13 protein-coding genes and 1 tRNA gene are annotated in these 13,122 nt (G+C 66.9%); 7 read left to right on the forward strand and 7 right to left on the reverse strand.

Annotated elements, in window-relative coordinates; all coding sequences use genetic code 11:
- The first annotated feature begins 230 nt into the window (after positions 1–230).
- Positions 231–605: a DUF983 domain-containing protein gene (locus JF542_RS09555; RefSeq protein WP_207075676.1), complete on the forward strand. Its 375-nt coding sequence runs from the start codon at positions 231–233 to the stop codon at positions 603–605.
- Positions 606–615: 10 nt separating this feature from the next.
- Here JF542_RS09555 and JF542_RS09560 read toward each other — a convergent pair whose 3' ends face one another.
- Both JF542_RS09560 and JF542_RS09565 read right to left on the reverse strand, forming a co-directional pair.
- Positions 616–1,983, reverse strand: coding sequence for an aminotransferase-like domain-containing protein (locus JF542_RS09560; protein ID WP_207075677.1), 1,368 nt, complete (start codon positions 1,981–1,983; stop codon positions 616–618).
- Positions 1,984–2,298: 315 nt separating this feature from the next.
- A tRNA-Leu gene (locus JF542_RS09565) sits at positions 2,299–2,382 on the reverse strand.
- A 135-nt stretch (positions 2,383–2,517) separates the two neighbouring features.
- Here JF542_RS09565 and JF542_RS09570 point away from each other — a divergent pair.
- A complete protein-coding gene (locus JF542_RS09570) occupies positions 2,518–3,027 on the forward strand; it encodes a Hint domain-containing protein (RefSeq protein ID WP_207075678.1) in 510 nt (169 codons plus the stop codon).
- An 84-nt stretch (positions 3,028–3,111) separates the two neighbouring features.
- On the opposite strand, the gene JF542_RS09575 is transcribed toward JF542_RS09570, so the two are convergent.
- From JF542_RS09575 to JF542_RS09590, 4 genes are all read right to left on the reverse strand, one after another.
- Positions 3,112–4,023, reverse strand: coding sequence for a DMT family transporter (locus JF542_RS09575; RefSeq protein ID WP_207075679.1), 912 nt, complete (start codon positions 4,021–4,023; stop codon positions 3,112–3,114).
- 102 nt (positions 4,024–4,125) lie between these two features.
- Positions 4,126–4,500 (reverse strand): hypothetical protein, encoded by a 375-nt coding sequence (locus JF542_RS09580; RefSeq protein WP_207075680.1) that lies wholly within the window; start codon positions 4,498–4,500, stop codon positions 4,126–4,128.
- A 12-nt stretch (positions 4,501–4,512) separates the two neighbouring features.
- Positions 4,513–5,286 carry a DUF6478 family protein gene (locus tag JF542_RS09585; RefSeq protein ID WP_207075681.1) on the reverse strand — a complete coding sequence of 258 codons (774 nt, stop codon included), beginning with the start codon at positions 5,284–5,286 and terminating at the stop codon, positions 4,513–4,515.
- 117 nt (positions 5,287–5,403) lie between these two features.
- Positions 5,404–5,997 (reverse strand): dihydroxy-acid dehydratase, encoded by a 594-nt coding sequence (locus JF542_RS09590; protein WP_242533695.1) that lies wholly within the window; start codon positions 5,995–5,997, stop codon positions 5,404–5,406.
- A gap of 195 nt (positions 5,998–6,192) precedes the next feature.
- On the opposite strand from JF542_RS09590, the gene JF542_RS09595 reads away from it, so the two are divergent.
- From JF542_RS09595 to JF542_RS09605, 3 genes are all read left to right on the forward strand, one after another.
- Positions 6,193–7,080, forward strand: coding sequence for a CPBP family intramembrane glutamic endopeptidase (locus tag JF542_RS09595; protein ID WP_207075682.1), 888 nt, complete (start codon positions 6,193–6,195; stop codon positions 7,078–7,080).
- A 68-nt stretch (positions 7,081–7,148) separates the two neighbouring features.
- Positions 7,149–8,066, forward strand: coding sequence for an acetyl-CoA carboxylase, carboxyltransferase subunit beta (gene accD / locus JF542_RS09600; RefSeq protein ID WP_207075683.1), 918 nt, complete (start codon positions 7,149–7,151; stop codon positions 8,064–8,066).
- A complete protein-coding gene (locus JF542_RS09605; protein ID WP_207075684.1) occupies positions 8,063–9,340 on the forward strand; it encodes a bifunctional folylpolyglutamate synthase/dihydrofolate synthase in 1,278 nt (425 codons plus the stop codon). Before accD ends, JF542_RS09605 begins: the two co-directional genes overlap by 4 nt.
- 606 nt (positions 9,341–9,946) lie before the next feature.
- On the opposite strand, the gene zapE is transcribed toward JF542_RS09605, so the two are convergent.
- Entirely contained in the window at positions 9,947–11,023 is a 1,077-nt protein-coding gene (zapE, locus tag JF542_RS09610) for a cell division protein ZapE (RefSeq protein ID WP_207075685.1), read from the reverse strand.
- 143 nt (positions 11,024–11,166) lie between these two features.
- On the opposite strand from zapE, the gene JF542_RS09615 reads away from it, so the two are divergent.
- Both JF542_RS09615 and JF542_RS09620 read left to right on the forward strand, forming a co-directional pair.
- Positions 11,167–12,405: an MFS transporter gene (locus tag JF542_RS09615; protein WP_007794813.1), complete on the forward strand. Its 1,239-nt coding sequence runs from the start codon at positions 11,167–11,169 to the stop codon at positions 12,403–12,405.
- 235 nt (positions 12,406–12,640) lie between these two features.
- A complete protein-coding gene (locus tag JF542_RS09620) occupies positions 12,641–13,015 on the forward strand; it encodes a rhodanese-like domain-containing protein (RefSeq protein ID WP_007794817.1) in 375 nt (124 codons plus the stop codon).
- The last annotated feature ends 107 nt before the right edge of the window (positions 13,016–13,122 follow it).

The following is a 13,122-nucleotide window of genomic DNA, read 5'->3' on the forward strand; positions in this document are numbered from 1 at the left end:
TCGCGCCCGGAGCCCGGCCCACCCGGCTCCGGGCGCGACTCAGGTCTTGGTCGGGTCAGTCGCGCGTCTCGCGCGGAATGGCGCCGTGCACAGTATGCCTCGGTGCGCCATGTCGCACCGGCGAGCGCGGATGTGCTGCTCTGATTGACTGCAATCAATTCAAGCATTGACGGCATAATTGATTCCTGCGACCTGCTGTGTGGTCAAGTGGTCGAAATGGGACACAGGCAATGTGCGAGACGAAAGACACCAAGAGCGCCATGCTCAAGGGCGCGCGGTTGCGCTGCCCGCAATGCGGCGAGGGAAAGCTCTTCGACAGCTATCTCAAGGTCACCGCCTCCTGCGACGCCTGCGGCCTAGACCTAACGCCCCAGCGCGCCGATGACGGCCCGGCCTATATCGTGATCCTGCTGGTCTGCCACATCGTCGGCTTCGCCATGCACCTGATGTACAAGTCGTTCCTCGACGATCCGCTGATGCTTGCCCTGATCCTCGGCGGCGCCGCGCTCGCGCTGTCGCTCGCCCTTCTGCCGCCGGTCAAGGGCATGGTCGTCGCCATCCAGTGGGCCAAGGGCATGCACGGCTTCGGCGCAAGGGCGGGCTGACCGAACCCGCTCAGCCCATGAAACTGTTCGGCGTGAGCGCGTTTGCGAGGGCATGCAGGTTCTCGCTCAGGGTCTCGCGCGTGGCGGGACCGCCGAGGCAGACGCGCAGCTGTTCGCCCGGGCGCCCCAGCACGGTGAACGCATCCGAAGGCATCAACCCGATCTGCCGCCGCGCCATCCGCGCAACGACATCGGCGCGCCCCACACCCTCGGGCAGGTCGAGCCAGATGTTGAAGGCGTTCTCCGCCCCGCGATAGCGCATATTGCTCAGCACTTCGCCCGCCAGCGCCTGCCGCGCCGCGCTTTCTGCGCGGACAAAGCGACGAATGCCGTCGGCGGTGCCGTCCTCGATCCATTGCGTGACAAGCGCCATCGACAGTGGCGAGGGCATCACCGAAAGCGCCCGGATCGCCTGCGCCAGATCATGCGCGCAGCGCGGTGTCGGCGCGATGGTGAAAGCCAGCCGCAGCCCGGCGCCGATGCATTTCGCCAACCCGCCGATATGCCAGGTCAGCTCCGGCGCCGAAAGCGCGATGGGCGGCGGCGTCCTGGTCGGGATGAAGCCATAGGCGTCGTCCTCGATCAGTATCAACGCGTGCCGGCGCAGCACCGCCGCAACCTCGAGTCGCCGCGCCTCGGGCATGGTCAGCGTGGTCGGGTTCTGCAGCGTCGGATTGAGGTAGAGCGCCTTGGGCCCGTGTGCGCGGATCGCCGCCTCGAGCGCCTCGGGCAGGATGCCGTCCGCGTCCATCTCGATGCCGATGAGGTTGAGACGGAACCTCCCCGCCACGTTGCGGATGCCGGGATAGGTGACCGCCTCGCAGAGCACCGTGTCGCCGGGCCGGGTGAGGATCGATAGGATCGCGGCCATCGTCGAGTGCGCCCCCGGCGTCACCGCGACGCACTCGAGCGCCGGAACCATGCCGCGCATGCTCAGCCAGCTCGAGGCGGCGAGCCGGTCGCGCTTGGAACCGGTGGCGCCCTGGTAGCGCAGCAGGTCGATAAGGTTGGCCGAGACATGGCCCAGCCCCTCCTGCATCCGACGGCGTAGCTCGGGGTCCTGCGGCTCGGGCGGCATGTTCATCGACAGGTCGGCCTCGGCGCTGCGCGAGGGATCGGGCCGGTCGGTCGCGACGCGCCCCTTCACGAAGGTGCCGCGCCCGACATGGCTCTCGACATGGCCACGCGCCTGCGCCTCGGCATAGGCCCGGCTGACGGTGGTGAAGTCGATGCCCAGAACCGCTGCCAGCCGACGCTGCGGCGGCAAACGCATCCCGTCGGCAAGCCTGCCGCTGCGGATATCCCCGGCGATGGCATCGGCGATGGCCTGGTAGCGCGGCTTGCCGCTGTCGAGCGTATCGGGGGTCCAGTCGGTCATCTTGCCTGCTCTCGCGTTTCGGAAGGTCTATGCCGTCGGCGCGCAAAATTGAAGGGACAATTGTATGGCACGAGCGGAAACATTGACGGCATTTTCACCGGCAAGAACCGCCCTTCGAACAGCTCCGGGCACCGGAAGAAGGGCGCACCGGGGCGACCATACGCGCGGGGCCCTGGATCATCGGCCTCCGCCCGGCTTCCGCGTCGATCAAGGCCGACGCTCCTCGTCAAAGGCGGCGACAGCGTCACCGCAGACGCGGCCGAAGGGCTCGACGTCCGGGGGCGGATCGCCCCACACTAGTGTCTGAGGGTTGCGTGGTGCGGGTGAAGGGACTCGAACCCCCACGCCAAAGGCGCCAGAACCTAAATCTGGTGCGTCTACCAATTCCGCCACACCCGCTTAACGCCGCGCTGTCCTAGCAAAGCCACGCTTCCAAGGCGAGTGGAAAATGCGGCATTGAAAAGCCGCGACATTTACCGAATCTTGCCATACTCTCCCGGACAATAGCGAGGCAGACACAGCAGGATTGCGCCCATGGAACCGAAAACGGTCCGGCGCGATGGCACGACCGGGGGCGCAACCGTCCCCGCCCGACATATCGTGACGTCGCAGACACTCAACGCACTGATTGCGGGCACCGTGGTGCTCACGCTCGAAGGCGCGATTCCAGTGGAATATCTCTTGCCCGGCGACCGCGTCATCACCCGAGACAGCGGCACCGCCACGCTTAGCGCGATCCACAGCCGCAAGCAGCGGTTGAAGCTGGTGGCGATCCGTGCCGGCACGCTGGGCAATTCGCGCCCTGACAGTGACGCCGTGTTGCCGGCCACGCAGGAAATCCTTGTGCGCGACTGGCGGGCCAAGACCCTGTTTGGCGCAGAACGCGCGCTGGTGCCTGCGGAACGGCTCGCCGATGGTGAGTTCATTCGGGTGATCGGCACGCGCGAGGTTTCGGTGGTCGAGCTCTGCTTCGACGCGCCGCACATCCTCTACGCCGACGGGCTGGAGCTGGCCTCCGCCGTCGTGGAGCCGGTCACCGCCTGACGCGACCGCCGGTCACCGCCCAACCGCCTCCCCCAACGCGCCCCCCTTAGGGAACCCGCACGCGACGCCAGCCGCCACCGGGTCTCAGCCCTGCGGGGTCATGTTCGGTCGGGCGCGGTTGCGCTGCAGCCCGAGGTAGCGCTCGCGCAGGATGATCGCCACCCCCGAAGAGATCACCACCGCCGAGCCAAGCAGCATCAGCGCCGTCGGCACTTCGGCAAAGACCACGTAGCCGATCAGGATCGCGAACAGGATCGAGGCATAGTCGAACGGTGCCAGCAGCCCCGCTTCTGCGCCACGATAGGCCGAAGTGATGCAGATCTGCGCCACACCCCCGATCAGCCCGGCTGCGATCAGCATCAGCGTCTCGGGTCCGCTCGGCATGACCCAGCCGAACGGGATGGTCAGCATCGACAGCACCGTCGAGGTCATGGTGAAATAGAACACGATGGCCGAGGTCTGCTCGGTCTGCACCATGCGGCGGATGTGGATCTGCACCAATGCGCGCAGCACCGCCGAGGCCATCACGAAGCCGATGCCGAGCAGCACGGTGTCGTTCATTTCGGAGACGGTCAGCAGCGGCCACATCACCAGCCCGACACCGAAGATCCCCATCGCCACCGCCGAAAGGCGGAACAGGCGCACCTGCTCGCCAAGCAGGATGGCCCCGAAGATCACCGTCAGCAGCGGCGCGGCATAACCCAGCGCGGTGACCTCGGGCAAAGGCAGCAGGGTCAGCGCCGCGAAGTTGAACCCCATCGCCGAGACCCCGACGATGCCGCGCAGCACATGCAGGGAGGGTTTCTTCGCCCGCAGCCCGGTCGCCATGTCCCCGCGCCAGAGCAGCCAGCCGATGATCACCGGCAGCGCAAAGAAGGACCGGAAGAAAACGGCCTCGCCGGTCGGGACGCTGTCCGCCGCCTTGATCAGGGACGACATGATCACGAACAGGATGACAGAGGTGATTTTCAGCGCAATGCCGCGCAGCGGGGTCATGAGGGCTCCGGGTGGTATACCATTGCCGCCACTGTGACCGCTCACACGCCCGTGTGCAATGCATCGCGGGTGCAATGCCGCTATTCGTGTGCGAACGGTCGCCTACATGGTCTCGAGGCAATGGCGCCGGAAGGCGCGCTTGAGCATGTCGAGTTCGGCCCGCAACAGCGAGACCTCTGCACGCAGGTCATCGCCCAGCGCTTCGCCGGCGATCAGGGTGAAGCTGCCCAGCACCTCGTCGCTGGCGGCCTCGCGGATCGCGAAGGTCTGTACCCCGTCGCAGATCGCCTCCTGCGGCACCGGCACCTCGACCGCCCAGCGCCCCGACTCGGTGGTTTCGGTCACCGTGACGCCGCGCACCGGGCGGCCATCGAAATCGACGGTGATCTCGGGCGTCGGCGCGCCGGAATCCGCGGCCAGAAGCCCCTCCCAGACCCCTTCCTTGAACCGTGTCTTGGTCAGCGAATAGGCGCTCATCGCGTGTCTCCGTTACATCTCGGCCCGCGGGCGGCGGCTGAAGGTGAGATCGCGCAGGATCACCTGGTTCATCTCGGGCCCCTCGAAGATCAGGTCGAGCCACATGCGGTCGACCCGCTTTTCGTTGAGCTTGGTGTAGGCAAGGTCGAACTCCACGCGGATCTCTTCCTCGTGCAGCGGCAGCTCGCGCACGATCTGCTCGGTGTTGGGTCCATGGCGGATATTGAGCCGGGCGAAAATCTCGAGCGGCTTCTCCATCTCGACGATGGTGTCGATGCGGATCAGATGCTTGCGCTTGAGCCCGTCGCAGCTTGCCTCCGGCAGATCAATGGCGAGCGACAGGTACGAGCCGTCGAACTTGAACACGTCGAGCCGCAGGCCGTAGGCGGCGAGGTCTGCCTCACGGGTGTTGCGCAGCTGGCGCAGGGTGATCTCGGAATGGGCGCAGTCGTGGAACAGCGTCACCTCGCGGCCGAGCCGCGATTGCGACTGCACCGACGACATGCCTGCCACCGCCAGCGGCCCGCACCAGAGCTCGGGGCGCCAGGCCCAATCGGCATCATGCGGGCGCGGAAAGGACTGGTTCCCGAGCACCGGCAAGGCCAGTCGCCCGTCCGCCACCTGGATCAAGCGGTCGAGCCGGTCCCTGAGGCGCCGCGCAACCGAGCGCTGGCGGCGTAGCTGGCGCAGGTCGGCGGTTTCGGCCATGCGCGCCGCCTCGCTCCAGCGCTTCAGCGCCAGCGCCGAGAACGCCCGGCTCATCCAACCATCGCCGATGCCCGCCATATGCCTTGCCGTTGCCTCTCGTCTCCCGGCCACTCTCACCGCGGTGGCCCTTGCAACAGTTATGGCAAATCCTTTGCATCGAATAAACGGCCAAATCCCCGGCCGTGCCGGCCCGGCCTAGCCTGGCGCGGCAGCGCTGCTCGCCGATGCGAGCTCCGGGCTCAGTCGCATGATCTGCCGATGCACGCGGCTCAGCATCTCGGCACCACCCCCCCCGACGAGGCGACTGCCCTCCGGGGCGTAGAGCGCCAGCCCGATCAGGTGACCGTTCTCGACAAAGGCGCCGCGCCAGTAGCGCGGATCGCCATCGTCAAGCACCTCGCCGCCACCGCCCCCCAGCAGCGCCGTGGTCAGGCCATCGCGCGCGCTGCCCGAGACGAAGGGCTGCCCGGCCTCGGCGGCCAGCGCCTCGGGCGCGGGGATCGCCGGGCTCTGCAAGCGCGGCCCCACGGTGATCGTCACCATCATCGGCTCGACAAAGATGCCCTCCTCGCCGCCCGACAGGATATTGCACGAGGCAAGCACCGCGAAACTGCGGCTGGTGCCGCGCGAGAGCGTCACCGGATCAATGCAGTAGCCCCTCGGCCCAGCCACCACGATCTCGCCTCCGGCGAGCGTGGCGCTCGGCAATGGCGCGCTGCCGGAGGTCGGCACGCAGCCCACGAGCATCGCCAAGCCGGCGAGACCAACCAGAGCCCTGTTCCACGTCATGCGTTCTTGCTCCACTCCCGCCCCGACCCAATCGGGATAGCGAAGCGCTTGCGATGAAACAAGAAATGAATCCAGCCGCGCCTCATGTGCGGTCCAAGGGCCGGCCGGGGTGGTTGCCCGGCCCCGCCCTAGGCCCTATCTCAGCGTCATTCGAGGAGCGGCGCATTGCCCTCCCGCCGCGCCGGATCTGCCGCTATGTCCTACCGCCCGTTCCTACTGATGACCGGCACCGCCCGCCGCACCGAGCTCTGGCGGCTGATCATCGGGCTGTGCCTGATCGTGCTGGTGGCCTTCGCGCTGCCGCAGGGGATCTTCGCGGTGATCTCGATCCTCGTCCCTGCCGAAACCTCGCGGGCCTTTCTGACCGGGCTGCAGCAGGGCGACACGCCCGCCACGCTTCTGGTGCTGCTTCTGGCGATGGGGACGCTCGGGATCGGCACCATCGCCGCCACGCAACTGATCCACCATCGCCGCGCCCGCAGCCTCTTCGGGCCCTTGCCGATGGCGGTGCGCCAGTTCGTGAGGGTCTTCCTCGCGGTGGGGCTGCTTTACCTTGTGATCGGCGCCCTGCCGCCATGGGACATGGTACAAGACCTGCAACCAGGTCTGACGCTCGGGCCCTGGCTGGCGCTGCTGCCGCTGACGCTGGCGGCGTTGCTGATCCAGACCGGCAGCGAAGAGCTGCTGTTTCGCGGCTACCTGCAATCCCAGCTCGCGGCGCGTCTGCCCCACCCGGCGGTCTGGCTCATCGCTCCCTCGGCGCTCTTCGCTCTCGGCCACTGGACGCCCGCGACCTATGGCGGCAATGCTTGGCTGGTGATGGCCTGGGCCTTCGCCTTTGGCCTCGCCGCCGCCGACCTGACCGCGCGGTCAGGTACACTGGGGCCGGCCATTGCCCTGCACATGCTCAACAACCTCGTGGCCATCGCGCTGATCTCGCCACAGGGCACGATGTCGGGGCTGGCGCTCTATCAGCTGCCCTTCGGCGCCGGCGACGAAGAGGCGATCCGCGCGCTGCTGCCGCTCGACCTGGCCTCGATCGGGCTGAGCTGGCTGGCGGCACGGATTGCCCTGCGCGCCTGAGCCGCGATTGCATTTCCGTCGAAGCAGGCATAAGTGAGCCGCGACACGAAGTCGCGAAGGGCGCAGCCATGAACTGGATCACCAATTACGTTCGTCCCCGGATCAACTCGATCTTCTCGCGCCGCGAGATGCCCGAGAACCTCTGGACGAAATGTGACAGCTGCGGAACCATGCTGTTCCACCGCGAGGTGACGGACAATCTCGGCGTCTGCACCAACTGCACCCACCACATGAACATCACGCCGCGGGCGCGCTTCACCGCGCTGTTCGACGGCGGCATCTTCTCGGAGATCGACGTCCCCGAGCCGACGCAGGATCCGCTGCATTTCCGCGACCAGAAGAAATACCCCGACCGGATGCGCGCAGCACAGCGCACGACCGGCGAGAAAGAGGCGATGCTTGTCGCTGCTGGCGAGATCGGACGCACCCCGGTGGTCTGCGCCGCGCAGGATTTCTCGTTCATGGGCGGATCCATGGGCATGTATGTTGGCAACGCGATCATCAAGGCCGCGCAGGAGGCCAAGCGCCTGAAGCGTCCGCTGATCCTGTTCTCGGCCGCAGGCGGCGCGCGGATGCAGGAAGGCATCCTGTCGCTGATGCAGATGCCGCGCACCACCGTGGCGATCCAGATGCTGCGCGAGGCCGGGCTGCCCTACATCGTGGTGCTCACCCACCCGACCACCGGCGGCGTCACCGCCTCCTACGCGATGCTGGGCGACGTGCAGATCGCCGAGCCCAACGCGCTGATCTGCTTCGCCGGTCCCCGCGTCATCGAGCAGACCATCCGCGAGAAGCTGCCCGAAGGGTTCCAGCGCGCCGAGTACCTGCTCGAGCACGGCATGCTCGACCGGGTCACCGACCGCCGCAAGATGCGCGAGGAGCTGACCACCATCGTGCGCATGCTCACCGGCATGCCGCCCGCGGTGCATGGCGACCTGCCGCCGCCCGAGCCCCTGCCCGACACTGCCGTCGCTGACGACAAATGACCGCGCAGCAGGGGTCTGACGCCATCCTGCAGCGGATGATGTCGCTGCATCCCAAGATCATCGACCTGACCCTCGACCGGGTCTGGCGTCTGCTCGCGGCACTCGACCATCCGGAGCGCAAGCTGCCGCCGGTGATCCATGCCGCCGGCACCAACGGCAAGGGCTCGACGCTGGCGATGATCCGCGCGGGCTACGAGGGCGCGGGCAAGCGCGTCCACGCCTATACCTCGCCGCACCTGGCGCGCTTCCACGAGCGCATCCGCCTCGCCGGAGAGCTGATCCCGGAGGCGGAGCTGTCGCAGGTGCTCGACGAGTGCTGGGACGCCAATGGCGGCGAGAGCATCACCTATTTCGAGATCACCACCTGCGCGGCCTTCCTCGCCTTCTCGCGCACGCAGGCCGACGTGACCCTGATGGAGACGGGCCTTGGCGGGCGGCTGGACGCCACCAACGTGTTCGAGCGTCCTGCGTTGACGGTGATCACGCCGATCTCGCTCGATCACCAGCAGTTCCTTGGCGAGACACTGGCAGAGATCGCCGGCGAGAAGGCCGGCATCCTCAAGCGCGGGGTGCCCTGTGTGGTCGGCCCGCAGCCCGAGGCGGCGATGGAGGTCATCGAGGCCCGCGCCGACCGGCTCGGGGCGCCGCTACTGGCCCATGGCCAGCACTGGCATGTCTGGGAAGAGCGCGGCCGGCTGGTGTTCCAGGACGAGACCGGGCTGCTCGACCTGCCGCTGCCGAACCTGCCCGGCGCACATCAGATCGAGAATGCCGGTGCCGCGCTGGCGGCGCTGCGCCACCTTGGCCTTGGCGCCGATGCCTGCGACGCCGCGGTGACCGAGGCGCAATGGCCGGCCCGGATGCAGCGCCTGCGCAGCGGCCCTCTGCTCGAGGCCGCGCCGGGCGTCGAGCTCTGGCTCGACGGCGGCCACAACCCGGCGGCGGGGATCGCGCTGGCGCGCCATCTCGGCACCCTGCCCAAGCGTCCGACGCACCTGATCTGCGGCATGCTCAACACCAAGGACATCAGCGGCTACCTGCGCCCGATGGCCGGCGCCGTCTCGAGCCTCACCGCGGTCTCGATCCCGGGCGAGGCCAACACCCTGCCGGCAGACGAGACCGCGCGCATCGCGGCGTCGGTCGGGATGCAGGCCGGGACCGCAGGCTCGGTGGCTGAAGCACTGGAAGGCATCGCCGCCAGGGACCCGCACGCCCGCGTGCTGATCTGCGGCTCGCTCTACCTCGCGGGGGCGGTGCTGCGCGAGAACGGCTGAGCGGCGCTCTTGCGTCACGCGCCCTGGCGCGTCGCCGCTGTCACTTGACTGGGTGATTCGCCCTCTCCTATATCTGGAACATCACCCGCGCGCCTCGAGCGCTAACGGTGGCGCTGCCAGTTCGCCCAAGCTTGGCGTGGCAAAATCGCCTCATTGATAAGCGTTTCCGGCCACAACCTCTTGGGGTTGTCCAATAATTCAAACATACTTCTTGGCCGCGACACAAAATGTTGACGGTTCTCCGTAAAATCACCTATGCTGATGAAACAAGCAGCGTGTGGCGCAAGATCACACGCAAGCCTGAGGGACAGGGACATGGGGACACAATTCGCCCCTGCGCGGCATCGCCTCGCAGACGGGACCGGAGTACAGTCATGCAACGGGCGCGGACGCCCGGCACCGGCGCGCTCCGTGGCGAATGCCCCGGCGAACTCAACCACTCACAGAACTTTCGGAAGCCAGCGTCGCGCAAATTCAGCGTCGATGTCAGCCACCGCGCCTGCCCTCCGAACCCATTACTAACAGGCAATAATAATCAATCGAGCAGCCTGAGAGGGTCCTTCGGGACCCTCTTTTTTATGGCGCGCGGCGGCAATGCCGGTGGCCTCAGTGGCCGTGGCCCCAATCGGCGGCCTGCATCTCGCGCAGGCGGCTGGCGGTGCGCTCGAACTCGAAGGCCCCCGGCCCTTCGATATAGAGGCTCTCGGGCTCGTCCACAGCCGAGACGATGAGCTTTACCTTGGCCTCGTAGAGCGCGTCGATCAGCGTCACGAAGCGCTTGGCCTCGTTGAAGTTCGTCCGTCCCAGCCGCGGCAGGTTCTCGAGCACCAGCAGGCGCAGCGCGTCTGCTATGGCGAGGTAGTCGCCCGGTCCAAGCATCTGGCCGCAGAGATCGTAGAACGAGGCCCGCGCCACGCCGTTGTGGTAGCGCGGCAGCTCGAGTTTGCGACCCTTGATGGTGAGCACCAGCGGCTCTTCGTTGCCGTGGGTCAGCTCCTGCCAGACCCGGTCGATCTCGGCCCGCGCCTCGCGGTCGATGGGGGTAAAATAGACCTTCGCCCCCTTCAGCCGGTCCTGCCGGTGATCGCGCTCCGAGGCCAGCTCGCGCACCACCAGGCGCTCCTTGATCAGGTCGATGAACGGCAGGAAGAGCTGCCGGTTGAGCCCATCCTTGTAGAGATCGTCGGGCACCCGGTTCGAGGTGGTGACCACCACTGTGCCGGCCTTGAACAGTTCTTCGAAAAGCCGTCCGACCAGCATCGCGTCGGCGATGTCGGTGATCTGCATCTCGTCGAAGGCCAGCACCTTGACCGCGTCCGACACGCCCTTGGCCATCGGCTTGACCGGATCGTCGACGCCTTCGCCGCGCAGGCGGTGCAACTCGGCCTGCATCTCCTGCATGAAGGCGTGGAAATGCACCCGGCGCACCGGCACGTCGAGGCTCTCGACAAAGAGATCCATCAGCATCGACTTGCCACGCCCGACGCCCCCCCAGAGATAGAGCCCTTTCGGCGGCTCGGGCACCTTGGCCTTGCGGAACAGCCCGCGCTTGGGCTTCTCCGGCGCCTCTGCCAGCTCGCGGCGGATGCGTTCGAACTCGGGAAGCGCCTCTTCCTGCGCGGGATCGCGCAGGATGTGCCCTTCGGCAACGCGTTCGTCGTAAAGGTCGGTCAGCGTGGTCATATCCCGCGCATAGCTTGCCCGGACAGGAAAGTGTAGATGCCTCAAGCATCAGCAAACATGATTGTATCGGTAACATTTCTTCGATTGACGCTTTCGGAGGCGCGGCTCAGGTTGACGCCGCACCGCCGCAAAGGAAGCGTCTCATGCCCAAGCAGCCCAGCATCTTCACCCCGGTCCTGATCGTCGGGTGCCTGATCATCCTCGTGTCCTTCGCGATCCGGGCGAGCTTTGGCGTGTTCCAGATCCCGATTGCCGAGGAGTTCAACTGGCCGCGCGCCGAGTTCAGCCTCGCCATCGCGCTGCAGAACCTGTTCTGGGGCATCGGCCAGCCGCTCTTCGGTGCCGTGGCCGAGCGCATCGGCGACCGCAAGGCCATCGTCATCGGCGCCATCGTCTACGCGGTGGGCCTCGTACTGTCGGCGGGTGCCAACACGCCTCTCGGGATGCAGAGCGCCGAGGTTCTGGTGGGCTTCGGCATCGCCGGCACCGGCTTTGGCGTGATCCTCGCCGTCGTTGGCCGGGCCTCGTCGGACGACAACCGCTCGATGTCGCTGGCGATCACCACCGCCGCCGGCAGCGCCGGGCAGGTGATCGGCGCGCCGCTGGCCGAGGCGCTGCTCGGGCTCTACACGTGGCAGACCGTTTTCCTGATCTTTGCCGCTCTCATTCTCGCGATGCTGCTCACGCTGCCGCTGATGCGCGCGCCGGCGGCCAGCAAGGCCGAGATCGAGGAGAGCATGGGCACAATCCTCAAGCGCGCCGCGCGCGATCCATCGTTTGCGATGATCTTCATCGGCTTCTTTTCCTGCGGCTACCAGCTGGCCTTCATCACCGCGCATTTCCCGGCCTTCGTCGAGGAGATGTGTGGCCCGATCCAGCCCGGGGGCGTGCTGCACTCGGTGGGCATCACCACGACCTCGGCGCTCGGCGCATGGGCCATCGCGGTGATCGGCATCGCCAATATCGCCGGCACGCTGGCCGCCGGCTGGGCCGGCAAGCGCTTCCCGCGGAAATACCTGCTGGCGCTGATCTATACCGGCCGCACCATCGCCGCGGCGCTGTTCATCATGTTTCCGATCACGCCGGCCACGGTGATCGTGTTCTCCGCCGTAATGGGCTCGCTCTGGCTTGCCACGGTGCCGTTGACCTCGGGACTTGTCGCGCATCTCTACGGGCTGCGCTACATGGGCACGCTCTACGGCATCGTGTTCTTCTCGCACCAGCTTGGCGGCTTCCTCGGCGTCTGGCTCGGTGGTCGGATGTACGACGCCTATGGCGATTACACGCTGGTCTGGTGGATTGGCGTGGGCGTCGGCGCGCTCTCGGCGATCATCCACCTGCCGGTGAAGGAAAACCGCGCCCCTGTGCCGGCGGCCGGCTGAGCCCCCGGACCGACGTGCCCCGCGACGCGACCGAGCCCCGGGGCTCGGCTCCCGCCCAAGAAGCCCAGATCCCCCGGCTTTGCATCGCGTGATCCCGGCACCCACTACGGCGTCAGCAAAATGCCGCGGATTTGCCCGTGCCACGACCAGTTAAGCCCCCCTTGCCCTTGCCAGCGGCGCGATACATCCCAATTATCGAATGGAACCGTTCCCAACGTTCGAAAGGACACACGCCATGAAAACCGAACAGGTCGGCGACAGCATTCTGGAAACCTGGACCGTGGACGAGGTTCAGGAGGCCTTCGACAAGAACGAGATCGTGCTGATCGACGTGCGCACCCCGCAGGAATACATGTTCGAGCATATCGAGGGCGCGCTGCTGATGCCGCTGGCCTTCTTCAAGGCGGCGAAGCTGCCGGGGCAGACCGAAAAGCGCATCGTGTTCCATTGCGGATCGGGCGTGCGCTCGGAAAAGGTTGCGCGGGCCTCGATCGAGGCCGGCTTTGCCAAGATCGCCCACATGGAAGGCGGCTTCGGCGCGTGGAAAGGCGCCAAGAAGCCCTATATCGGCACCAACATGGCCACCGGCGCCCCGCATCAGGTGAGCTGAGTCACGGGACCGCCCCGATGCGGCCATCATGACATGAAAGAGCCCGGCGTCCCTCTCTTGGACGCCGGGCTCTTGTGTTTTCGTGTCGCGGGCGTGCCCCAGCCGTG

The sequence above is a fragment of the Salipiger bermudensis genome (assembly GCF_017309175.1).
Classification (GTDB): Bacteria; Pseudomonadota; Alphaproteobacteria; order Rhodobacterales; family Rhodobacteraceae; genus Salipiger; species Salipiger bermudensis.